The 23470-nt window shown below is 68.9% G+C and carries 19 protein-coding genes and 1 pseudogene; 12 read left to right on the forward strand and 8 right to left on the reverse strand.

Going from position 1 to position 23470, the window contains the following annotated elements; all coding sequences use genetic code 11:
- Nucleotide 1 precedes the first annotated feature (1 nt).
- The 5 genes from GNX95_RS08960 to GNX95_RS08980 are packed head-to-tail and all read left to right on the forward strand — an operon-like array spanning nt 2 to nt 6354.
- Nucleotides 2–1207, forward strand: coding sequence for a hypothetical protein (locus GNX95_RS08960; protein WP_163506649.1), 1206 nt, complete (start codon nt 2–4; stop codon nt 1205–1207).
- Nucleotides 1204–3450: a serine/threonine-protein kinase gene (locus GNX95_RS08965; protein WP_163506650.1), complete on the forward strand. Its 2247-nt coding sequence runs from the start codon at nt 1204–1206 to the stop codon at nt 3448–3450. Before GNX95_RS08960 ends, GNX95_RS08965 begins: the two co-directional genes overlap by 4 nt.
- Nucleotides 3450–4457, forward strand: a complete 1008-nt coding sequence (locus GNX95_RS43085) for a protein phosphatase 2C domain-containing protein (RefSeq protein ID WP_163506651.1) — start codon at nt 3450–3452, stop codon at nt 4455–4457. The genes GNX95_RS08965 and GNX95_RS43085 overlap by 1 nt, the downstream gene beginning before the upstream one ends.
- Nucleotides 4454–5740, forward strand: coding sequence for a vWA domain-containing protein (locus GNX95_RS08975; protein WP_163506652.1), 1287 nt, complete (start codon nt 4454–4456; stop codon nt 5738–5740). The genes GNX95_RS43085 and GNX95_RS08975 overlap by 4 nt, the downstream gene beginning before the upstream one ends.
- Complete coding sequence (locus GNX95_RS08980) at nt 5740–6354, forward strand: FHA domain-containing protein (protein WP_163506653.1); 615 nt, start codon at nt 5740–5742, stop codon at nt 6352–6354. Before GNX95_RS08975 ends, GNX95_RS08980 begins: the two co-directional genes overlap by 1 nt.
- Here GNX95_RS08980 and GNX95_RS08985 read toward each other — a convergent pair.
- Nucleotides 6335–8929 (reverse strand): PEP/pyruvate-binding domain-containing protein, encoded by a 2595-nt coding sequence (locus GNX95_RS08985; protein ID WP_163506654.1) that lies wholly within the window; start codon nt 8927–8929, stop codon nt 6335–6337. The two genes, GNX95_RS08980 and GNX95_RS08985, sit on opposite strands and share 20 nt — an antisense overlap.
- Nucleotides 8930–8975: 46 nt before the next feature.
- The gene (locus GNX95_RS08990) at nt 8976–9689 is read right to left on the reverse strand and encodes an RluA family pseudouridine synthase (RefSeq protein WP_163506655.1); all 714 of its coding nucleotides are present in this window, start codon (nt 9687–9689) and stop codon (nt 8976–8978) included.
- Nucleotides 9690–10663: 974 nt separating this feature from the next.
- Here GNX95_RS08990 and GNX95_RS08995 point away from each other — a divergent pair.
- Entirely contained in the window at nt 10664–11053 is a 390-nt protein-coding gene (locus GNX95_RS08995) for a PPOX class F420-dependent oxidoreductase (protein ID WP_163506656.1), read from the forward strand.
- Here the strand turns inward: GNX95_RS08995 and GNX95_RS09000 are convergent, their stop codons facing one another.
- The 3 genes from GNX95_RS09000 to GNX95_RS09010 form a co-directional block, all read right to left on the reverse strand.
- A complete protein-coding gene (locus tag GNX95_RS09000; RefSeq protein ID WP_163506657.1) occupies nt 11054–11737 on the reverse strand; it encodes a winged helix-turn-helix domain-containing protein in 684 nt (227 codons plus the stop codon). It lies immediately after the preceding gene.
- Nucleotides 11738–11821: 84 nt separating this feature from the next.
- Nucleotides 11822–13222, reverse strand: coding sequence for an amidase (locus tag GNX95_RS09005; RefSeq protein ID WP_163506658.1), 1401 nt, complete (start codon nt 13220–13222; stop codon nt 11822–11824).
- A gap of 18 nt (nt 13223–13240) precedes the next feature.
- Nucleotides 13241–14161 (reverse strand): D-2-hydroxyacid dehydrogenase, encoded by a 921-nt coding sequence (locus GNX95_RS09010; RefSeq protein ID WP_163506659.1) that lies wholly within the window; start codon nt 14159–14161, stop codon nt 13241–13243.
- 187 nt (nt 14162–14348) lie between these two features.
- On the opposite strand from GNX95_RS09010, the gene GNX95_RS09015 reads away from it, so the two are divergent.
- From GNX95_RS09015 to GNX95_RS09025, 3 genes and pseudogenes are all read left to right on the forward strand, one after another.
- Nucleotides 14349–15083: a maleate cis-trans isomerase family protein gene (locus tag GNX95_RS09015; protein WP_246281549.1), complete on the forward strand. Its 735-nt coding sequence runs from the start codon at nt 14349–14351 to the stop codon at nt 15081–15083.
- A gap of 25 nt (nt 15084–15108) precedes the next feature.
- Nucleotides 15109–15849 (forward strand): maleate cis-trans isomerase family protein, encoded by a 741-nt coding sequence (locus GNX95_RS09020; protein WP_425483876.1) that lies wholly within the window; start codon nt 15109–15111, stop codon nt 15847–15849.
- Nucleotides 15849–16505: pseudogene (locus GNX95_RS09025) on the forward strand (GntR family transcriptional regulator); the annotation flags it as partial. The gene GNX95_RS09020 and the pseudogene GNX95_RS09025, both read left to right, overlap by 1 nt.
- Before the next feature lie 70 nt (nt 16506–16575).
- On the opposite strand, the gene GNX95_RS09030 reads toward GNX95_RS09025, so the two are convergent.
- A complete protein-coding gene (locus GNX95_RS09030) occupies nt 16576–17916 on the reverse strand; it encodes an MFS transporter (protein ID WP_163506661.1) in 1341 nt (446 codons plus the stop codon).
- Between the two features lie 75 nt (nt 17917–17991).
- Here GNX95_RS09030 and GNX95_RS09035 point away from each other — a divergent pair, with 75 nt between their 5' ends.
- On the forward strand, nt 17992–18774 hold the full coding sequence (locus tag GNX95_RS09035; protein WP_163506662.1) for an enoyl-CoA hydratase/isomerase family protein: 783 nt from the start codon (nt 17992–17994) through the stop codon (nt 18772–18774).
- Nucleotides 18775–19324: 550 nt separating this feature from the next.
- Here the strand turns inward: GNX95_RS09035 and GNX95_RS09040 are convergent.
- Nucleotides 19325–20656 carry a cation:dicarboxylate symporter family transporter gene (locus GNX95_RS09040; protein WP_163506663.1) on the reverse strand — a complete coding sequence of 444 codons (1332 nt, stop codon included), beginning with the start codon at nt 20654–20656 and terminating at the stop codon, nt 19325–19327.
- Nucleotides 20657–20767: 111 nt separating this feature from the next.
- Here GNX95_RS09040 and GNX95_RS09045 point away from each other — a divergent pair, with 111 nt between their 5' ends.
- Nucleotides 20768–22336, forward strand: a complete 1569-nt coding sequence (locus tag GNX95_RS09045) for a sensor histidine kinase (RefSeq protein ID WP_222853470.1) — start codon at nt 20768–20770, stop codon at nt 22334–22336.
- On the forward strand, nt 22333–23010 hold the full coding sequence (locus tag GNX95_RS09050; protein ID WP_163506665.1) for a response regulator: 678 nt from the start codon (nt 22333–22335) through the stop codon (nt 23008–23010). The genes GNX95_RS09045 and GNX95_RS09050 overlap by 4 nt, the downstream gene beginning before the upstream one ends.
- Here the strand turns inward: GNX95_RS09050 and GNX95_RS09055 are convergent.
- A complete protein-coding gene (locus tag GNX95_RS09055; protein ID WP_163506666.1) occupies nt 23007–23465 on the reverse strand; it encodes a hypothetical protein in 459 nt (152 codons plus the stop codon). The two genes, GNX95_RS09050 and GNX95_RS09055, sit on opposite strands and share 4 nt — an antisense overlap.
- Nucleotides 23466–23470 lie beyond the last annotated feature (5 nt).

The following is a 23470-nucleotide window of genomic DNA, read 5'->3' on the forward strand; positions in this document are numbered from 1 at the left end:
GATGACCCGCGAAGAGATCGACCGCGCTCTGAAGGCGCAGGCGGCCGAAAACGTACGGCTGGCCGGCGCGCTGTTGGAGATGGACACCCATCCCGGCCACCAACTGCTCCGCGACGCCGCGCTGACCGGCCTCACCGCCCGCCGCTGGTCGACGGCCAGCGTCGAGATGGCCGTGCTGTGGGCCCAGTTCACCGCGCACCGCCGGCTGGTCGAGCAGGCGCAGCGGGTCCGAGACCGGCGGATCCGGCCGACGCCGGCCGACCTCGACGAGGTGGCCCGGCTGCTCACCACGCCGGTCGTCGAGCTGGACGCCGACCGGCTGCCGGTCGACGGTCCCGGACCGGTCGCCGAGACGGTCGGCCTGACGACTCTGGTCGACCGGATGAACGCGTCGTACGCGCAGGTCATCGACGTGCTCACGGCGGCCGACCGGGCCTGGACGGCGATCGCCGGACACCTCGATCCGCTGACGATGCGGCTGCACGAGGCCGAGCAGCTGGCCACCGTGCTCGGCGCGCACCGCAACGAGGTCGAGCGGATCGCCGGCCTGGTCGGCCAGATCCGCCGTACGGGCCTCACCGACCCGCTCGGCACCGACGCCACCGCGCTCACTGAGCTGGACGCCGACCTCGACGCGATCATCGCCGACCTCACCGAGCTCGACCGCGTACGACGAGGCTTCGACACCAGGCTGGAGCGGCTCGCCTTCCGGCTCACCGAGCTGGCATCGGCGCGTGGCGAGGCCGGTCAGCTGGCCGCGACCGTACGCACCAAGATCGCCGATCCGGGCCTGGAGCCGCTGCCGGACGACTACACCGACCTGCGGCTGCGGCTCGAGGAACTGCGCGCGACCAGGCGGCCGGGACGCTGGCAGCAGCTGGCCGCCGCGGCCGACGAGCTGGAGCTGGCGACCGCCGACGCGTTGACCGCCGTACGCCAGCACATCGACGCGCTCAACGGCCTGTTGGAGCGGCGCTCGGAGCTGCGCGGCCGGCTCGACGCGTTCCGCGCGAAAGCGCGCCAACTCGGCCATGCGGAGGATCTCGACCTGACCGCGTTGCACAAGGCCGCGCGCGACGCGCTGTACGTGGCGCCGTGTGACCTGGCAGTCGCGACGGTCGCGGTCAACCGCTATAGCGAGGCGGTCCGCGAGCGCACCGGGGTGCCGTCCAGCCGCCGGCCGGCCGACCAGAAGGAGCCGCGATGACCGCATGCGCGCGCGAAGGCTGCGGCGGCACGATCGAGGACGACGGCTTCTGCGACAGCTGCGGCTTTGAGGCCAAAGCCGAGGCCGTCTCCACGCGTACGGCCACCGCCGCCTGGACTCCAACCTCGTCGACCGAAGCCTGGACACCGTCGACCTCCACGGTCGGCACGGTGTCAACAGGGTCGACCGGCACGTCCAGCGGCCGGCGCGGCAGCGGCCGTACGTCCAGCCGCGGCCTGCTCGGCGCCGGAATGGTCGAGGTGCCGCGCGTGCCGGCCCGCGATCCGGCCACCGCGATCCTGCCGGACCCGAAAGTGCCGGAAAGCAAGAGATACTGCAGCCGCTGCGGCGCGAAGGTCGGTCGCGGCAAGGACGACACGCCGGGTCGCGAAGAAGGCTTCTGCCCGGAGTGCGGCAACCATTTCTCCTTCACACCGAAGCTGTCCGCCGGCGACCTCGTCCACGGCCAGTACGAGGTGCTCGGCTGCCTCGCGCACGGTGGCCTCGGCTGGATCTACCTGGCCCGCGACCACGCCGTCGCCGACCGCTGGGTGGTGCTGAAAGGCCTGCTGGACAGCGGTGACGCCGACGCGCTCGCGGCGGCGCTGGCGGAGCGGCAGTTTCTCGCCGAGGTCGAGCATCCCTCGATCGTCAAGATCTACAACTTCGTCGAGCACCAGCATCCCGGCGAAGATCGCGCCGTCGGCTACATCGTCATGGAGTACGTCGGTGGCACGTCCATCAAGGACCTGATCAAGGCCGCCCGCACGGCCGGCGACCCGGCCGCCTGCCTGCCGGTCGAGCAGGCCATCGCGTACGCGCTGGAGATGTTGCCGGCGCTGGGCTTCCTGCACGGCAACGGCCTGCTGTTCTGCGATTTCAAGCCGGACAACATGATCCAGCAGGAGGAGCAGCTCAAGCTGATCGACCTCGGCGCGGTCCGGCAGGAGACCGATCACCGTACGTCCATCTACGGCACCATCGGCTATCAGGCGCCGGAGATCGGCGAGGCCTGGCCGTCGGTGTCCTCCGACCTCTACACGGTCGGCCGCAGCCTCGCGGTGATGAGCTTCGCGTTCGACTTCCAGATCGCCTTCCGGCACAAGCTGCCCAGCGCGGCCGATGTCCCGCTGCTCGCCGACTATCCGAGCTTCCACCAGTTCCTGCTCCGCGCGACCGCCAAGGACCCGGCCGCGCGGTTCACCGACGCCGAGCAGATGCGCGAGCAGCTGACCGGCGTGCTGCGCGAGGTGCTGGCCAGCCAGGACGGCCAGCCGCGGCCCGGCACGTCGACCGAGTTCACGCCGGAGAAGCGTGCTTTCGGCGCCTCCAGCCGGATCCCCCGCGACAAGCCGGACCCGGCCGAGGTGGCGACGGTGTTGCCGGTGCCGCTGGTCGATCCGCACGACCCCGGCACGACGTATCTCGCCTCGGTCACCGCGGCCGACGCGACGGAGCTCATCGAGGCGTTGTCCACGGCGGATGTCGACGGCCTGGAGGTGCGGCTGCGGCTCGTACGCGCACACCTCGACGTGCGCGACGCGACCGGCGCCGGCAACGTGCTGGACGGCCTCGACGGCGCCGACTGGCGGATCGACTGGTATCGCGGCCTGGTCGCGCTGGCCGCCGGCCGGCCCGACGACGCGGTCAAGCTGTTCACCGGCATCTACCACCTGCTGCCCGGCGAGGCGGCGCCGAAGCTGGCGCTCGCGGTGGCCGCCGAGACGGCCGGCGACACGCGTGCGGCCGAGCGCTTCTACCGGGTCGTGTGGCGCACCGACCGCGGCTACATCAGCGCCGCGTTTGGCCTGGCCAGAGCCCTGCTGGCGGCCGGAGAGCGGACCGAGGCGGTGGCCGTGCTGGGATCGGTCCCGGACGTGTCCAGCCATCATGTGGCCGCGATGCTGGCCGCCGTACGCACCCGGATCGGCCTGTCCGAGCCGGACGAGCTGGCCGAGGCCGACCTGCTGGCCGCCGGCGACCAGGTCGCCGCGCTCGACCTGGAGGTCGAGCGGCGTACGCAGGTGACCCGCGAGCTGCTGGAGGTGGCGCTGGCATGGCGACAGGCGGACCCGGACCGGACGGCCACCGGCAGCCTGCTGGGATGCCGGCTGGCCGAACCGGACCTGCGGCTGGCGTTGGAGGACTGCTTCCGTACGCTGGCGCGCCGCGCGAACAGCCGGCAGGAACGCTTCGCGCTGGTCGACCGGGCCAACCAGATCCGGCCGCGGACGTGGACCTGATGACCTGTCCGCGATGCGGCAACGTGGTCGAGCCAAGCCATCGCTTCTGCGAGGAATGCGGCCTCAACCTGCGCCAGACGCGTACGCCCGTCGGTGGTCCGCTCGGCGCGGCGGCGGCGTGCCGCGGCTGCGGCGGCGACTCCTTCGGGCCGGACGGCTTCTGTGAGCAGTGCGGACACGTACGTCCGTCCGGTCGCGACCGGATGATGGCCGATCTCGGCTTGGTGGCCGGCCTGAGCGACCGCGGCCGGCGGCGGTCGCGCAACGAGGACTCGATGGCATGTGGTGTGGCCTTCGGCGCGGCCGGCCAGCCAGGCCCAGCAAGCGCGGTCGTCGCGGTCGTCTGCGACGGCGTGGCCTCGACCGAGCGTGCCGACTCCGCGTCGCAGGTGGCCGCCGACCAGGCCGCCGACATCCTGCTGGAGGCAGCCGCGCAGAGCGACTTCGACGCGGAGGCGGCGACCTCCGAAGCCGTAGCCGCGGCCTTCGAGGCGGTCACCGAGCTCAAGCGCGCCGACGAGTCGCCGTCGTGCACGTACGTCTCGGCCGTCGTCACCGGCACCGAGGTGACGGTTGGCTGGCTCGGCGACAGCCGCGCGTACTGGATCGGCGACGCACTCCAGTCCGAGCAGCTGACCACCGACGACACCGTCGTGTCGCTGCTGATCGCCGCCGGCATCAGCGAGGAGGACGCGCTCAACGACCCCGGCGCGCACGCGCTGGCGAGATGGGTCGGTGCCGATGCGGAGGAACGCGAGCCGCACGTACGGACATGTTCGCCGGCCGGTTCAGGCGTGATCGTGCTGTGCAGCGACGGCCTGTGGAACTACCTGCCTACGCTCGGCTCGCTGGACGCCGCCGTACGCGCCGACCCGCGGCCGCCGAGCCAGCGCTCGCCGTCGGACCTCGTCGACGCGCTGGTCGCGCTCGCGCTGGAGTCCGGTGGGCACGACAACGTCACCGTGGTCGCGGTGCCGTTCCCGATCGGCGACGGAGGGACGACGTGACCGGTCAGTTCCAGCTCGAGGTCTTCCAGAACGAATACCTTCCGGAAGGTGCCGCCGAGGTCAACGCGATCATCACGGTGACAGCCACCGGCAGCGGCGCCGCGAAGCCGGCCGGCCCGGCGGCCGAGGTGATCATCATGGACTGCTCCGGCTCCATGGAGATGCCGCGTACGAAGCTGGACGAGGCCAAACGCGCGACGCGCGCGGCCATCGACGCGCTGCGCGACGGCGTCCAGTTCGCCGTGGTCAACGGCATGGACATCGCCGAGATGATCTATCCGAAACGGACCAGGCTGGTGGCCGCCAACGCCAGCACGCGCGCCGAGGCCAAGCGCGCGGTCACCGCCGTACGCGCCGACGGCGGCACCGCGATCGGCGAGTGGCTGCGGTTGGCCGACCAGCTGTTCATCGGTCACAGCGGCTCGGTGAAGCACGCGATCCTGCTGACCGACGGCCGCAACGAGCACGAGACGCCGGAGAAGCTGGACCGGATCCTCAAGGAGGTGTCCGGCAACTTCGTCTGCGACTGCCGCGGTGTCGGCACCGACTGGGAGGTCGGCGAGCTGCGCAAGGTCGCCACCCGGATGCTCGGCAGCCTGGACATCGTCGCCGAGCCGGCCGGACTGGCCGCCGACTTCCGCGCGATGACCGCGGCCGCCATGGGAAAGGACGTGGCCGACGTACGGCTGCGGCTCTGGACGCCCCAAGGTGCGACGATCAAGTACGTCAAGCAGGTGGAGCCGTCGCTGGTCGACCTGACCGGTCGCCGCGTCGAGTCGGCCGCGCGCAGCGGCGACTATCCGCTCGCGTCATGGGGTGACGAAAGCCGCGACTATCACCTGTGCATCGAGGTGAAGCCCGCCGCCGTCGGCGACCGGATGCTGGCCGGACGCGTGAGCCTGCTGGACGGCGACGACACCGTACTGGGCAAGGCACAGGTGCTGGCGGTGTGGACCGACGACACCGCGCTGTCGACGCGGATCAACCCGCAAGTCGCGCACTACACCGGTCAGGCGGAGCTGGCCGAGGCCATCCAGGAGGGCCTGGCCGCGCGCAAGTCCGGCGACGTCGAGACCGCCACGGCGAAACTCGGCCGCGCGGTCGCGCTGGCCACCGAGACCGGCCACGAGGACACCGCCAAGCTGCTGGCGAAGGTGGTCGACATCGACGACCCGGTGACCGGCACCGTACGGCTCAAACGGCAGGTCGCCAAGGCCGACGAGATGACCCTCGACACGCGCTCGACGGTCACCAAACGGGTCCGCAAGCCGGGAGGATCCTGATGGCGACGTGTCCATCCGGTCACGCGTCGGAGGACGACGAGTTCTGCGACGTGTGCGGCCTGGCCATCGGGTCCGCCGCGGAGACCGTGCCGCTGCCGGTCGCGAGCGCCTGCAAGGCCTGCGGATCGCCGATGGACGGCCGGTTTTGTGAGGCCTGCGGCGCGGACTCGCTGGCCAGCGCTGCGACGCAGCCGCTGTCTGTCGCCAAACCGGTGGAGTGGACGGCGGTGATCAGCGCGGACCGCGCGTACTTCGACGCCGTCCAGGCCGCCGAAGGACCGGACGCGAAGTCCGTCCAGTTTCCGGCGTACTGTCCCGATCGCTTCTTTCCGTTGCACGGCAACCAGATCAGCATCGGCCGGCGGAGCGCCTCGCGCGGCATCGTGCCGGACATCGACCTCACCGGCCCGCCGGAGGACCCCGGCGTCTCACGCCTGCACGCCGTACTCGTCGCGGCCGGCGACGGATGGTCCATTGTGGACCTCGGCTCCGCCAACGGCACGACCGTCAACGAGGATTCGGCCCCATTGCTGGCAAACGTGCCACGTCCGCTGTCCGCCGGCGACCGTGTTCACCTCGGCGCCTGGACCACCATCACTCTGCGCGCACACTGACCACGCCGGCGCCGCCGTCGACGGTGATCGTGTCGCCGGTTTTGATGCGATGAGTCGCGTCCGGCACGCCGACGACCGCCGGGATCCCGTACTCGCGCGCCACCATCGCGCCATGTGAGTTGGCGCCACCCATCTCCATCACCAGACCGCCGGCGGTCAGGAACAGCGGCGTCCAGCCCGGGTCGGTCGACGGCGCGACCAGGATCTCGCCGGGCTCGAGGTGCGCGCCGGTCGGCTCCTGGATGACCCGGGCGACGCCGGTGACCGTGCCGGACGATGCCGGCGTACCACCGAGCGCACCGGGCGGCAGGTCGCCGCTGGCCGGCTCGGGCATGGTGCCGTCGGACATCAACACGCGCGGCACGTGGCGTCGCCGGACCTCACGGTCGTAGGTCTCCCGGCGCTCGGCCACCAGGCCGCGCAGGTCGTCGCCGCCGATCACCAGCTCGATTTCCCCGAAATCAAGGAAAAACACGTCACTCGCATCGGCCAGCAGGCCACCGTCGACCAGCGCGCGACCGACCTCGGTGAGGTGCCGCCGCACGATGCCGAAGGCCGAGATGATGGTGAACTTCGGCGACTCGCGCAGGCCGATCAGCTCACGCGAGCGCCGCAGGAGGAAACCGACCAGGTGCCGCCGGCCCCACGGCGCCGTCGCGGTCAGGGTGCGTACGGCCTCCTCCGCCTCACGCGCGGCACGCGCGAACTGCGCGTCCGGCGCCTGGCGGTCCTCGTCCATCCGCAGATAGTTGGCCAGTACGCCGAGAATGTGCGTCGGATCGTCGGACCAGCGCGGCATGCCGATGTCGATCTCGGCGACCGACCGATCGCCGTAGTTGTCCAGAAACTCGGCCAGCTCGCGTTGTGTCGTCGCCGCAAGCGTGCCGGCGTGGTAGCGCTTTGCCAGCTCCGCCGCGGATGTCTCGCGCATTTCGGCGGCGGCTGTCGGATCTGCCTTGATGTCTCGCGACATCCGCCACAGCCGCAGGTCCATCTCCGTGGTCACATTGTGCGGCATCGCACGCAGCACGGCCTCACGCAGCTGGGGTGCCGCCTGTGGCATCAGCTTGCCGGCGACAACGTACGCCGCCAGGCCGGTCATCAGCGGCGGCGCGACCTGCGGGATCACGTGCGCCGCACGATGGGTGAGCAGCCACTCCGCGGCTCGCAGGTGGCCAGCCGCGTCCGTCGCCGGCGGCACGCCGTCGGAGAGCCGTTTTCGCAGTCCGGCAACGCGTTTGCGGGTCTCGGCCGGGCGTACGAGGGCCTGCAGCACCTGCCGGGGTGCGTGGAATTTCAGCAATGCCGGACCGACGGCCTTGACCAGCGGCCAGCGCGACCTGTGGACCACCGAGAAATGCGGGTCGTCGAAGAGGCCGCGTACGATCGCCGCCGATCGTGCCTCCATCACCTCGAAAATGCGCGGCAGAAGTTCTCGACCGACGCGGCTGCGCAGCCCGGCCGTCATGTCGATGAAAATGCGTCCGGCCGCGGTCGCCAGCGGCGCCGGCCCCTGCCGCGGATCGGCCACCCGCCGGCCGATGATGCCGGCCATTTCCGAGCCGATGAGCCGGAAAACCGCCAGGCCCATCGGTGTGAACGGCCGGAACATGCCCTGCGCGACATTGGCGCTGACATACGCGCGCAACTCGGCCGGCTCCGGTGTTGGCACCGGGAAAAGCGTCGTGATCGGCCGCGACTGGGTCAGCCAAAGCTTGCCACCTTGGTCGTAGGCCCACTCGATGTCCTGCGGCGCCTGGTAAATCCGCTCGACGCGGTCGCCGATCGCGGCCAGCTCGTGGATTTGGTCGTCGGTGACGCAGGCAACCGCCGAGTTTTCCGGCAGTTCGACGGTTTCCGTGCCGCCACCGGGCAGCGGACGCACGACCGTACGCTTGTCACCGAGCCGCCGCTCCGTTATTTCGCCTTCGTAGACCGCGAAATGGTCGGGGTTGACGGCGCCGGACACGACCGCCTCGCCGAGGCCTGGGCTGGCGTCGATGAGCGCTTCGTGGCGGCGACCGGTGACCGGGTTGGCGGTGAGCAGCACGCCGGCCGTGGTCGCCTCGACCATTTTCTGCACCACGACAGCCAACTTCACCGATCGGTGGTCGACATCGTTGCTCTGCCGATATGCCACCGCGCGGTCGGTCCAGAGCGACGCCCAGCACCTCCGGACCGCGTCGATGACGGCGTCACCGCCGATGATGTGCAGATAGGTGTCCTGCTGGCCGGCGAAACTGGCGTCCGGCAGATCCTCGGCGGTCGCCGACGAGCGTACGGCCACCGGACCACCGATCTCCGCGTACGCGCGCCGGATCGCGTCAGCGAGGTCCGGCGGCACCTCCGCGTCGAGCAGCGCGGCACGCGCTTTCGTCGCCAGGTCGGGTGCGTCGAAGTCGAGGTCGGGCGCGACGCGCGCGTACGCCTCGGTCGTCACACAGAACCCCTCCGGCACCGGAAAGCCGGCGCTCGTCAGCACCCCGAGGTTGGCGGCCTTGCCACCCACCTCGGCGAGCATGTCACGGTCGATCTCGCTCAGGCTCAGCGTGAGCTTGGCGTCCACCTGCGTCATGAACCAACGGTACGACCAGGTGACGATAAAATCAACACTGGATGAATTAAGTCGTCCGGCCGCGCGCCGGCTCCCAGAACCCGTCGTCCGGCGGCGCCTCGACCGCGATCCGCTCACCGCCGAGATCGAACTCCAGCCGCCACGAGTGCAGGTGCGTACGCCCTCCTTTGCCGCCAAACAGCGGATCGCCGACGATCGCGTGCCCGATCCAGGCGAGGTGCACGCGGATCTGGTGACGCCTGCCGGTCCTCGGATCGACCACCAACACGGCTTCGTCGTCGTCGCCCCATCGACGCGCGAACTCAGTGGTCGACGGATACGTGCGCACATGCCGAAACACCGCCTCGGCCGGGACCGTCCACGCGTCGCCGTCGTGTCTGATATCGCCCCGCTCGGCCGCGATCCGCACCCGGTTCTTGCGCCCGACACTCAACGGCAACTCGATCGTGCCGCGCTCCGGCAGCCCTCCCGGACTGACGATCGCGAGGTAGCTTTTTTTGACCGTACGCTTGGCAAACTGGCGCGTCAGGTCAGGATGGACGCGCATGTCCTTCGCGAACAGGATCGCACCGGACGTCACCTTGTCGATGCGGTGGACCGGGAACAGCTCCTCGCCGGCATCCTTGGCGATCCGCACCAGGTCGGTCTCGTGCCGCTCCCCCATCACCGAGATGCCGGGCGGTTTGTTCAGGACGAGGACGGCCTCGGTCTCGTAGCACGCGTACGTTTCGCGGAGCGTGCTCCAGTCCTGGTCGGTCACGGTCGTAACGATAGGGGGAGGTCATGGGACGGGTTGGGGCGTGGTGGGAGGTGGTGGCGGTGCGTGAGTGGGTGGTGAGGCGATAGATGGTGCGGGGTGAGGTGGTGAGGCGCCGGAAGGTGCGAGGTGAGGTGGCGAAGCGCCGGAAGGTGCGGGCGCGGCGGCGAGGGGCCGGAAGGTGCGGGCGCGGCAGTGAGGGGCCGGAAGATGCGGGGCCAGGGTGGTGAGGCGCCGGAAGTTTGTGGGCCAGGTGGTTGGGTCTTCTGATTGTTGCGTTGGGAGGTGGTGGCTTTGTTGCGTTTGTTGCGTCGGTGAGGCTGGGTTTTCTGTTTGTTGCGTTGGGTGGGTTGGTTGGGTTTTCTGTTTGTTGCGTTGGGTGGGTGGTTGGGTTTTCTGTTTGTTGCGTAGGTGGGTGGTTGGGTTTTCGCCTGCGCGGCGGGCGCTCCTGCGCGGAGGGCGACCTCAAGGGAGGGGGCGCGTGAACGCCAATCATGTGCATTGAGGGTGCGGGCGGCGGTTTGCGGGCGGGGCTGGGTTCTCCAGGCTTGCTCGGTCACGTATCGGAAGCAACCCGTCGGGATGGACGCCAAACGATCGCGCTCGGGCGGCTGACTGCGTAATACTTGTTTAACAAGACATCAAAACGGACATCTGTTGCAACCGAGCGATCGCAACAGCATTATCAGCCTCAGTAGTCACACCCGTCACAGCCTCAGGCGATCACGGACGCGTGAAAGCCTTGTTTCTTGCGTCCAACGCAAGTAACTCGACATTCACACCATCAGCGAACCTCTCAATCTCGACATTTAGCGCTCCACACGCCTTCGAATCCCACATACTGGATCTTCTCGCCACCTACCGGGACACCTGGCCGCCTCGGCGGCGCGCCAGTGAAAACCCGAGCCTCGACCGATTCCTCTCGCCGAGAACCAAGGTCCACACACCAGGACCCACACCACGAGAGGACGAACCAAATGGAACTCAACGACCAGACCCGCGATCTGCTGGATGGACCGCACTTCGCCATCCTGGCAACCCCAAACGCTGACGGCCAGCCGCAGTCGTCGGTGATTTTCGTGAAGCGCGAAGAAGACGCGGTGATTTTCAGTACGATACGTGGCCGGCTCAAGACGCGGAACATGGAGCGCGACGGTCGGGTCAGTTTGTTGGTGCTGCAGAAGGAAACCGGCCAGTACGCGGAAATCCGGGGCTCGGTGACGATAACCGACGATCCGGAGAAGACGATGCTCCACGAAATGTACGACCGCTACATGAACGGCGCGACGCCGCCGGCGGAGCCGGAGGCCGAGCGGGTGATCGTGCGGATCACGCCGGAAAAACTCTACAACTGGCCGCCAGCCTAGCTAATCGTCGGCACACAACCGATAGCCGCGCTTCACCACCGTCTGCACGAGCCGGGGGTCGCCGATTGTCGCGCGCAGCCGCGAAATGGCGCTGTCGACGGCGTGGGGTTTGTGGCGGCCGCCGGGCAGGGCGCGCAGGAGCTCGGCGCGGCTGACGACGTGGCCTGGTTGCCGGACGAGTACGCGCAACAGGGCGACGGCGGCCGGTGGCATCTCGCGGGGTTCGCCGTCGACCAGCACCAAGCGGCCGCGGATGGCCAGGCGGCGGCCGGCGACGGTGAGCTGCGGCGTACGCACGGCCAGGAAATCGCCGAGTTCCTTGATCAGCGCGTCGGTGTGGGGCGCGCTGACCGCCACCTCCAGGCCGGCCACCGGCTCGATGCACGCGACGACGACCTCGGCCGACAGGGCGGCGTGCAGTTCGGCGGCCAGGCCGCGGCGAGCGGCGGAGTTGGTCAGCCGTTGCGCGGCGGCGGCGCCGGTGAGGACCAGCGCGTCCAGCCGGCGGCCGGTGATCAGGTCCAGCAGCCGGTCGCGGCTGGATCCGCCGGCCGACGCGGCGAAGACCTCGGCGCCGGCGTCGCACAGCGCGGTGACCAGCACCTCATGGTCGACCTCCGCGGCGACTCCGATCGCGAAACCGGTCAGCGGTACGGAATCGGACGGTAAGTCCGAAGCAGCCATGGTCCCACGGTGACCCGGAGCCGTTGAGCCGCCGTCACCGCCATGTTTCCAGCCTGTGAAAAAGACATCACCGCCGGAAACCGGCTAGAACGCGGCCAGGCCGTCCGTCCACGGCCGTACGGCCTCGAACAGCCGGCAGGCAGCGAGCACCAGGTCATCCGAATGCCGCGGACCGACGATCTGCAGGCCGACCGGCAGGCCGTCCTCGGTGAAACCGGCCGGCACGCTGGCCGCCGGCTGCTGCGTCAGGTTGAACGGGTAGGTGAACGGCGTCCAGCTCGGCCAGTCCAGATAGTCGCTGTCCGGCGGCACGTCATGGCCGGCGGCGAACGGCAGGATCGGCGTGGTCGGGGTCAGCAGCAGGTCATAGCGCTGGTGAAACTCCCCCATCGCGATCCCCAGCTGCATCCGCGTCGCGGTCGCGGCGAGATAGTCGCTGGCCGACCGCTTCTGGCCGCGCTGCCACACCGCGGCCAGGCCCTGGTCGAGCTGGCTGCTGTCCTCGACCCCCATCGCGTCCAGCGCGAAGGCCGCGCCGGTGCTCCACAACACGTCGAAGGCATCGGCCGGATCGGTGAATCCGGGATCGACCTGCTCGACCCGCAGGCCTGCGTCGGCCAGCGCCTCGACCGCCTCGCGTACGACCACCTCGACCCGCGGATCCACGTCGACATAACCGAGGTTGGGGCTGTAGCCGACGACCAGGCCGCGCACGTCTCGGCGTACGGCCTCGCGATACGAGGCGATCGGCGGCGGCGGCGAGGTCGGGTCGCGATAGTCGGGCAGCGCCAGCACGTCGAGCATGAGCGCCAGGTCGTCGACCGACCGCGCCATCGGACCGGCGTGCGACAGCGGACCGAAGGCGCTCGCCGGATAGACCGGCACGACGCCGTGCGTCGGCTTGAGGCCGGCGATGCCGCAGAAAGACGCCGGGATGCGGATCGATCCGCCGCCGTCCGTGCCGACCGACAGCGGACCCATGCCGGTCGCCACCGCCACCGCGCTGCCGCCGCTGGACCCGCCGGCGGTCAGCTCCGGCTGCCACGGGTTGCGGGTGATCCCGGTGAGCGGGCTGTCCGTGACGCCTTTCCAACCCAGCTCAGGCGTGGTCGTCTTGCCGACCAGCACCGCGCCGTGCTCGCGCAGCCGTGCCGTGATCGGCGCGTCGACGGTCCACTCCTGCTCGGGGTCGATCACCTTCGAACCGCGTACGGTCGGCCAGCCGGCGGTCAGGAACATGTCCTTGATCGACACCGGCACGCCGTCGAGCAGGCCGATCGGGTTGCCGCCTTCCCAGCGCTGCGCCGACTCCCGCGCCGCCGCCAGCGCGCCGTCGGCGTCCACCAGGACGTACGCGTTGAGGTCGGGGTCGTGCTTTTCGATCTGCGCCAACGCATCTCGCGTCGCGTCGACCGGCGACAGCTCACCGGTCGAGAATCCGGCCACCCACTCGGTTGCCGTCAGCCGAGTATTGTCGGCAGCCATCTTCTTCCTCCACGGACATCAGCCCATACGCGCGCCGGACGGCACGTATCCCAGGTGTTTGTCGACGACGTTACGCAGCGGCCGGCCGGCCTGCCACTTGTGGAAGTTGTCGACGAACAGTTCGGCCAGGGCCGGAAGCCAGCCGATGAAATCTCCTGACATATGCGGTGAAACAAGGACATTCGACATGTCCCACAGCGGATTGTCCGGCGGCAGCGGCTCGGTTTCGAACACGTCCAGTGCCGCTCCGGCGACAATCCCGTTCCGCAGAGCGGAAATCAGGTCGTCGGTGACCACCAGGCCGCCGCGGCCGACGTTGATGAACCGAGCTGTTGGCTTCATCGCGGCGAAAGTCGCCGCGTTGAACATGCCGGCGGTCGAGTCGGTCAGCGGCGCGACGGCGACGACGTAGTCGAACCGCCCCCACGGCGTGCCGGAAACGTCATGCACCACACCGAAATCGGGATCGTCGGCGCGAGCCGTACGACCGGCGCCGGACACCTCCAGGCCGGCGGCGGCCAGCAGCCGCGCGATCGCGCGGCCGATCGGTCCGGTGCCGACGACGACCGCGCGCTTGCCGGCGATCCGCTCGGTTTCCCGGTGATACCAACGCTTTTCGGCCTGCGCCTGCAGGGTCGTACGAAAGTCCTTGGCGAAGGCGAGCACGCAACCGAGGACGTATTCGGCGATCGAGCTGTCGAAGACTCCGGACGAGTTGGTCAGCACGACATCGCTGTCGCGCATCGCGTCGAAAAGGACGTTGTCGACGCCGGTGCTGGCGATGTGCATCCAGCGCAGCCGGCCGGCCGCCGCGAACGCTGGTTCGACCGCTCTTGACAGGAAATCCCACACAAACAGCGCGTCAGCTTCGGCCAAAGCGGCCGCGAGACCGGCCGCGTCGGCGTACCGTACGTCCGCGACCGCTTCCACCGATGCCATTCCCGGCGGTCGCTGGTCTTGAGCACCCTGGTTTTGAGCACACAGCACGGCAAGCACCGGTTGGGAATCACCCGTTCGAACCACATTGACACGCTAGGTTCGTTTCGTATGATTGTCAACAATCCGCGGAAGCATCCCGGAGGTGCACCCATCTCTAACCGGCACCACACGCACCCTGGGGGTCAACGTGGATTTCACGGCCTTCGACGGCCCGTTGGCGCAGCGCGGGATCGGCATCATCGCCCCCTTCGATCTCGCCTTGGAACGCGAGCTGTGGCGGTGGGTGCCGGCGGAGGTTTCACTGCATCTGGCCCGCACGCCGTACGAGCCGGTGCCGGTCAGCATGGAGATGGCGCAGCTGGTCAGCGCCGCGCACCACCTGGCCGCGGCCACCCGCGACGTGCTGCACGTGGAGCCGGAGGTGGTCGCCTACCTGTGCACCTCCGGCAGCTTCGTCAACGGTGTCGCCGCGGAAGCGGGGCTGTGCAAGGTGATCCGCGACTCCGGCGCGCCGGACGCGGTGACCACCTCCGGCGCACTGACCGAGGTGCTGAAGGCCTTCGACTTCAGGAAGATCGCCGTCGTCACGCCGTACTATGCCGATCTCACCGCGAAACTGCACGAGTTCCTGGCCGAGCTCGGGGTGGAGACGGTCGCCAGCGAGCACCTCGGCCTCGGTGGCGGCATCTGGAAGGTCAGCTACCGTACGGTCGCCGAGCACATGCTGCGCGCCGACCGGCCGGATGCCGAGGCGATTTTCGTCAGCTGTACGAACCTGCCGACCTACGACGTGATCGAGCCGTTGGAAAACCTGGTCGGCAAACCGGTTTTCACCGCCAACCAGCTCACTATGTGGGCCTGCCTGCGGCGGATGGGCCTGCCGGTCGTCGGGCCCGGTCAGTGGTTGCGGGAGATCGACTGACTACGATTGTCGACAATCAGCACGGATGCGGAGGTTCGCCACGATGACCACGCTCGGATTCCTCTATCCGGGACACGCCGCCGAGGACGACTATCCGACCGCGGCCGGGATCCTCGGTGGCGCCGCCGACCTGCGCGTCGAGCACACCTACGGTGAGGACCTGCACGCCATCGACGAGCTGCTCGACCTCGGCAACCCCGACCGGCTCTCCGAAGGCGCGTCGCGGCTGCGGCCGTACGCGCCGGCCGCGGTGATCTGGGCCTGCACGAGCGGCAGCTTCGTCTACGGCTGGGACGGCGCGCAGCGGCAGGCCGACGGCCTGGCCGAGGCGGCCGGTGTTCCGGCGTCGAGCACGTCGTTTGCCTTCGTACGCGCGGCGGCAGCACTCGACGTGCGGAAGGTCGCCATCGCCGCGAGCTATCCGGAGGAGGTGGCGGCGCGGTTCGTGGACTTCCTCGCCGCCGGCGGCATCGAGGTGCTGCGGATGTCCAGCCACGGCATCAAAACCGCCGCCGAGGTCGGCACGCTGACACCGGAGGCGGTGGTGGAGCTGGCCACCGGCAACGACCATCCGGAGGCCGAGGCCGTGCTGGTGCCGGACACCGCGATGCGTACGGTCGCGCTCGTCGAAGCCGTCGAGGCGCGACTCGGAAAGCCGGTGCTGACCGCCAACCAGGTGACCATCTGGGAGGCGATGCGGCTGGCCGGCCTGCCGTTGGTCCACAGTGGACTCGGCCGACTTTTCCAGGCGCCGGTGGTGGTTTGATGACCGCGGAGGGGTTGGAGCCGGTCAGCCGCGAGTCGACCGCCGAGATCATCGCACGGCAACTCCGCACGGCGATCATGAACGGCGCGCTCTCCCCCGGCACCCAGCTCGGCGAGGCCGACCTGGCCGCTCAGTTCGAGGTCAGCCGCGGTCCGCTGCGCGAGGCGATGCAGCGGCTGGTGCAGGAAGGCCTGCTGCGCAGCGAGCGCCATCGTGGCCTTTTCGTCATCGACCTTGAGCCGGCGGACGTCTACGACATCTACGTCGCGCGTACGGCCGTCGAGCACGAGGCGGTCATCCGGATCATGCGCGGCGACTACGCGGCGGCCGCCGACTCGCTGGAAGAGGCGCAGGAGCTGATGCGCTATGCCGGCCAGACCGACGATCCGGAGCTGGCCAGCAACGCCGACCTGCGCTTCCACGAGTCGCTGGTGCTAGCCGCCGGCAGTCACCGGCTGGCGCGGATGGCGCGTACGCTGCTGGTCGAGACCAGGATGTGTCTTTCCGCTCTGCAGCACACCTATCTGAAGGTCACCGAGCGGGTCGACGAGCACCAGCGGATGATCGACGCGATCCGCAGCGGCGACGAGGAGCTGGTGCTGCGGCTGCTGGACGACCACATGGAAGACGCCATCGCGCGACTCATTCCCGGCAGCAGCCTGAAAACCGGCGGGCCGCACCGCGACGTCGACGCCTCGACGCTCGGACCCGGCGTCGACGGCTATGTCAGTCTTTTCCAAGCACTGGCCGACCAGGCGGCTCAGGCGGCGACACCGACGAGTCCGGCAGTCGTAGGCGTCCGCCGACATAGCCGCCAAGTGCGGTGAGCAGCGCGATCACCACCAGCAGCACCGCCACCGACCACGACTGTTTTCCACTGGCCGCGAGGAAACCGGTGGCCATCAGCGGCACGAAACCGCTGATCGCGCCGGACAGGTTGGATGCCAGCGCGACGCCGCTGTAGCGCACGTCGGTCGGGAACAGCTCCGACAGCAGTGGACCGTTGACCGCGTACGGGATGGACAGCAGAGCGATCCCGACGGTGATGCCGAGCACCACCAGAGCCGGCTGTTTCGTGTCCACCAACCAGAAAACCGGAAACGCGAACACCGCCGACAGCACACCGCCGAGCACCGTGACCAGGCCGGAGCCGAACCGCTCGGCGATCCGGCCGAAGGCGAGCAGGATCAGCACCTCGACCACCGCGCCGGCCAGGGTCGCGTTGAGCAGCAACGATTTCGGCAGCTTCAGCGTCTCGGTGCCATAGCTGATCATGAACGTGGTGAGCAGATAGAAGCCGCCGATGCCCAGCAGCGCGGCCGCGATGCCGGTCAGCAGGCGGACCGGGTTGCCCGCGACCAGCCGGCCCATCGGAAACCGCGCCGGCTCGCTTTTCTCCAGCAGCTCACGGAAAACCGGCGACTCCTCCAGCTTCCAGCGCAGGTAGAGCACGATGCCCAGCAGTGGGAACGCGGCCAGGAACGGCGCTCGCCAGCCCCACGCGTCGAAGCTTTCGTCCGGCAGCAGCGCGACCAGCGCGAACGCACCTGACGACAGCAGCGTGCCGACCGGCGAACCGATCTGCGGCAACGCGCCGTATCTGCCGCGTTTGGCCGCCGGCGCGTGCTCGATCGTCACCGTCATCGCGCCGGACCACTCGCCGCCGACCGCGATCCCCTGCAGAATCCGCAAAAGCGTGAGCAGCACCGGCGCGGCGATGCCGATCGACGCGTACGTCGGCAGGACACCGATCAGGCCGGTGACCACGCCGATTCCGGTCACCGTGATGATCAGCGCGTTCCGCCTGCCGTAACGGTCGCCGAAATGGCCGAAGATGGCCGCGCCGACCGGCCTGGCCAGGAAACCGACCGCGAAGGTCGCGAACGCGCCGGCGGTGGCGACCACCGGATCCTTGCTGGCGAAGAAAAGCCGGTTGAAGACGATCGAGGAAGCCGTACCGTAGAGGAAGTAGTCATACCACTCCAGGGCCGTACCCACGAACGCGGCGGCCGCGACCCGCCGCAAAACCGTCTCGTCGGCGAGTAGTCGAGTCGTCTGATCGGCCATTCCGGCATGAGATCACGCGATTTGCCGCTCGGCCAGCCGGCGTCCGGATAGGGTCACGCAGCATGGGTGACCTACATGAGTGACATCGAATTCACCGTCGCCGACGGCATCGGGACGATCACTCTGAATCGTCCGGCTCGCAAGAACGCCTTCACCATGGAGATGATCGACGCGTGGGCCGGATTCCTGGTCGACGCGCGGACCAACGACGACGTACGCGCCATCCTGCTCACCGGCGCCGGCGACGCCTTCTGCTCCGGCGTCGACATCGACGACTTCACCGCCGGCTCGCCTTCGGTGCTGGATCGCAAAAACGTGCTCGCCGAACGGATCCACCGGGTCGCGTACGCGCTGGAAGACCTGGACAAGCCGGTGATCGCCGCGGTCAACGGCGTCGCGGTCGGCGCCGGCATGGACATGGCCCTGATGTGCGACATCCGCCTCGCCGCCGCGTCGACCCGGTTTTCCGAGGGATACATCCGGATCGGCCTGGTGCCCGGCGACGGCGGCTGCTATTTCCTGCCACGCCTGGTCGGCTCGGCCCGGGCACTGGAGCTCCTGTGGACCGGCGACTTCATCGACGCCGACGAGGCGCTGGAGCTGGGGTTGGTCAACCACGTCTACCCCGACTCGGAGTTCACCGGCCGCGCCATCAACTTCGCCTCCCGGCTCGCGGCCGCGCCACCGGTGAACGTACGCATGATCAAACGAGCCGTGTATCAGTCTGCGCGCGCCGATCTCCGGACGGCGCTGGACTTGATTTCGTCGCATATGGCGGTGGTGCAGAGTACGGAGGATTCCGCGGAGGCGCTGGCGGCGTTTCGGGAACGGCGCGATGGGAAGTACGTCGGGCGGTAGGGCGCGGCAGTGGTGGGTCGTGTGTGGGGTGTCGCGTTTGTGGAGTGGTGGGTTTTCTGCTTGGCGCGTTGGGTGGGTGGTGGTTTTTCGCCTGCGCGGCGCGCGCTCTTGCGCGGAGGGCGACCTCAAGGGAGGGGGCGCGTGGATGCCAATCGGTGTGCATTGGGGGTGCGGGTGGCGGTTGTGGCCGGGGCTGGGTTTTTCCGGGTCACGTATGGGAAGCGATCCGTCGGTATGGACGCCAAACGATCGTGCTGGGGCGATTGACTGCGTAATACTTGTTTAACAAGACATCAAAACGGATATTTGTTGCAGGCCGGTGGTCACGACAGCATTATCAGCCTCAACAGTCAGACCCGTCACAGGGACCGGCGGTCGCGGAGGTGTGAAAGCCTTGTTTCTTGCGTCCAGCGCTAGTAACTCGACATTCACACCATCCGTCAACTTCGCAATCCCGACATTTAGCGCTCCATGCGCCTTCATGTCCCACATACTGGAACTTCTTGCCACCCACCGGGACGCCATGGCGCCTCCGGTGCAGCAGTGAAACTCACCCCGACATCGCTGGCACGGCTTCCTCAGCTTTCGCTGGCTCGGGCTCGTCCAGCATGGTTCGCTCGTCGAAGGGCAGGTCGCCGCTGAGTACGAGCGCGGCGCGGTCGGGGTCGAGGTTGCCGGTCCAGCGGCCGATGACGATGGTGGCTACGGCGTTGCCGGCGAAGTTGGTGAGGGCGCGGGCCTCGGACATGAAGCGGTCGATGCCGACGATGAGGCCGACGCCGTCGACCAAGTCGGGACGGTGTGCCTGCAGGCCGCCGGCCAGCGTGGCCAGGCCGGCGCCGCTGACGCCGGCGGCGCCTTTGGAGGCGATGATCATGAAGGCGAGCAGGGCGATCTGCTCACCGATCGCCATCGGCCGGCCGAGAGCGTTCGCGATGAACAGAGACGCCATCGTCAGGTAGATGGCCGTGCCGTCGAGGTTGAAAGAATAGCCGGTCGACACGCTCAGTCCGGCGGCCGACCGCGATACGCCGAGGTGCTGCATTTTCGCGATCAGCCGCGGCAGCGCGATGTCGGAGGACGAGGTCGACAGGATCAGCAGAAACTCCCGCGAAAGGTAGCGTAGCAAGGAAAAGATGTTGATCCGGCTGACCGCATACAACACCGGCCCCAGCACGAGAAACACGAAGATCACGCAGGTCACGTAGAAGCCGACCATGATCTGCAACAGGCTGACCAGCGCCAGCCACCCGCCGGCACCGACAACCGCGGCAATAGCACCAAAAGCACCGACTGGCGCGGCCCACATGACCATCGCCAGAATACGAAACACCAGCCGTTGTACGTGCTCCACACCGCGCAGGATCGCGGCACCGGACTTGCCGAGCGACGGCAGCGCGAAACCGACGAGCAGCGCGATCAGCAACGTCTGCAGCACCGACCCGGACGTCAGCGACGAAAACAGGCTGGTCGGGATGATGTCCAGCAGGAAGTCGACCGTACCTTCGCTGGCACCGGCCGCCGCCTTTCCGCCGGCCGCCCTCGCCGCGTCGGTCAGGTGCAGGCCGGCACCTGGATGCAGTACGTTGCCGACCACCAGACCGATCGCCAGCGCGATCGTTGACATCGCGAGGAAATACACCAACGCGAGGCCGCCGATACGGCCGACCGTCGCGGCTTTGCGCGCCGAGCCGACGCCGATCACGATCGAGCAGAAGATCACCGGGCTGATCATCATCTTGATCAGCGCGATGAACGCGGTGCCCAGCGGCTTGAGCTCCTTCGCGAACGCCGGTGCCACGAGCCCGACGACGATGCCGGCGACGACGGCGACGATGACCGCGAGATAGAGCCAATGGGTTCGGTCACGCCGTACGGACATGGGTTTCTCCTCTGCTGCTGCCGGTGGCGGACGCGTCAGAGTGTGGCGGCGGCTATGACTCAGGTCACGGTTGCGTTCATTGCGTACGCGCGCATGCAGCAAACTGTCCGGATGTCTCCTCGGTTGTGGAGCCTGGCTCGCCAGCTGCTCGTCCTGCAGCTGGTCGTGGTGGCCGTGCTGGTGGCCGGCGGGGTCGGCGCCGCGTACGTCCAGATCAGCCAGGCCAACCAGCGCTCGGCGCGGGACAAGGTGCTCGCGGTCGCCTGGACGGTCGCGCGGATGCCGGCGGTCGCGGACGCGCTGCGGCTCGGCGATCCGTCGGCGGTGCTGGAGCCGGTCGCCGAGCAGGTACGCCTGGCCACCGGCACCGACTTCGTGGTCGTCATGTCCCCCGCCGGCATCCGCTACAGCCATCCCAACCGCGCGGAGATCGGCCAGTACTTCCGTGGTCACATCACCGAGGCTGTCGCCGGCCACGAGGTCGTCGAAACCTACACGGGCACGCTCGGTCCGTCGATCCGCTCGGTCGTGCCGGTCCAGCGCGACGGCAGGGTGGTCGGCCTCGTCTCTGTCGGGGTCACCCTGGTGGCCGTCGACCGCGACCTGCGGCGTCAGCTGCCGTTGCTGCTGGCCGCCGCGGCCGTCGCGTTGTTGCTGGCCGGCGCTGGTACGGCATGGATCAGCCGCTGGTTGCGCCGCCAGACCCGCGGACTCGGACCGGCACAACTGGCCAGGATGTACGAGTTCTACGACGCCGTCCTGCATGCCGTACACGAAGGCATGCTGCTGCTCGACCGCGACCGCAAGGTGCAGCTGGTCAACGACGAGGCGAGGCGGCTGCTCGACCTGCCGGACGACGTGGTCGGCAAGCGCGTCGACCTCGTCGGCCTGCCCGACTCGCTCGGCGAGTCGCTGGCCGGCGACCGGCGGCGTACGGACGAGATCCATCTGTGCGGCGACCGCGTCCTCGTGGTCAACGAGGCGCCGGCCGCCTGGGAAGGCCGTGAGCTCGGCACGGTCGTGACCTTGCGCGACCACACCGACCTGCAGGCGCTGACCGGCGAGCTGGACTCGGTACGCGGCTTCGCCGAGTCGCTGCGGTCGCAGGCGCACGAGACCGCCAACCGGCTGCACACGGTCATCTCGCTGGTCGAGCTGGGTCGTACGGAACAGGCACTCGACTTCGCCGCCGCCGAGCTGGCGGTCGCTCAGCGGCTCACCGACCAGGTCGTCGGTGGCGTCGGCGAGCCGGTGCTCGCGGCCCTGCTGATGGGCAAAGCCGCTCAGGCCAGCGAGCGCGGCGTCGATCTCGTCGTCGATCCAAACACCGAGGTGACCGAGACCGGCATCGATCCGCGCGACCTGGTGACGATCGTCGGTAACCTGCTCGACAACGCGATCGACGCGGCGGTCGCGGGTCCGGCACCGCGGCGGGTCGAGTTCACCGCGCGGACGGTCGACGGTGAGATGGTGATGAGCATCAGCGATACCGGTGTCGGCCTCGATCCGGCCGACGTGTTGCGCGCCTTCGAACGCGGCTGGTCCACCAAGGGTGGCGGCGGCCTGATCGGCCGTGGCCTCGGCCTGGCGCTGGCCGGCCAGGCCGTACGCAGGCACAACGGCACCGTCGAGGTGACCACCGAGCCGCGTACGACCTTCTCGGTGGCGCTGCCGGCATGATCCGGGTCCTGATCGTCGAGGACGAGCCGATCGCCGCCGACGCGCACGCCGTCTACGTCGATCGAGTCGACGGCTTCACGGTCGTCGGCAAGGCTGGCACCGCGGCCGAAGCGTTGCAGCTGCTGGCGCGCGGCGGCATCGACCTCGTGTTGCTGGACATGGTGCTGCCCGACCAGCACGGCCTTCAGGTCGTACGCGCGATGCGCGCCGCCGGCCACACCGCCGACGTCATCGCGGTGACCTCCGCGCGAGACCTCGCCGTCGTACGCGCCGCGGTCTCGCAAGGCATCGTGCAGTATCTGATCAAGCCATTCGTTTTCGCCTCGCTGCGCGACAAACTCGACAGCTATCGCGATTATCGCCGGCTGCTGACCCGCGACGAGCCGGTCGCCGCGCAGCACCAGGTCGACCACCTGCTGGCGACCCTGCGCGGCCAGGACCGCCAGGTGCTGCCGAAGGGTCTCAGCCGGGAGACCTTCGACGCGGTCGCCGAGGCTTTGCGTGGAGGCGAGGGAAAATCGGCCAGCGAGGTCGCCGATCTGTTGCGTACGTCCAGAATCACCGCGCGCCGCTACCTGGAACACCTCGCCGACACCGGCCTCGCCTCGCGGCATCCACGCTATCGCGGCAGCGGCCGGCCGGAGATCGAGTATCGGTGGCGCGGCGAGGACTAGGAGGAGCTGAGCAGCGCCTGCTGCTGCGCTCTGATGACCTTCAGCTCACCGAGGACCAGCAACAAAATCGCCGGTGGTGGCAGGTAGTCAGGCAGGTATGCCTCGATGTCCGGCATCGAGAACGGCCGGGTTTTCCGCGCCATCCAGCCGACAACGCGCTCGCGGTCGACCTCGTAGAAATCCACTCGCCGCTGCGTCAACCGTCGGGTGATCCCCAGCCAGCGTCCGTCGCCCAAGTCGAGATAGTTGTCATAATGCAGGACGTACGGCAGGCCTTCCAGCACCGACCGCGGATTCGGCATCCGGCCGCGGTCGCGCGCCGGATGCCACCGGCCGCCGTATTCCACCGCCCAGTCGCGTTTGCGGCCGGCAAGCTGGATCGCGCCGAGCGCATGGCCGTCGACATTCACGCCGTACAACGTCTCCGGCTGGATCGTTCCGTACACGTGCTGCATAGGCC

This window comes from Fodinicola acaciae (assembly GCF_010993745.1).
Lineage (GTDB): Bacteria > Actinomycetota > Actinomycetes > Mycobacteriales > HKI-0501 > Fodinicola > Fodinicola acaciae.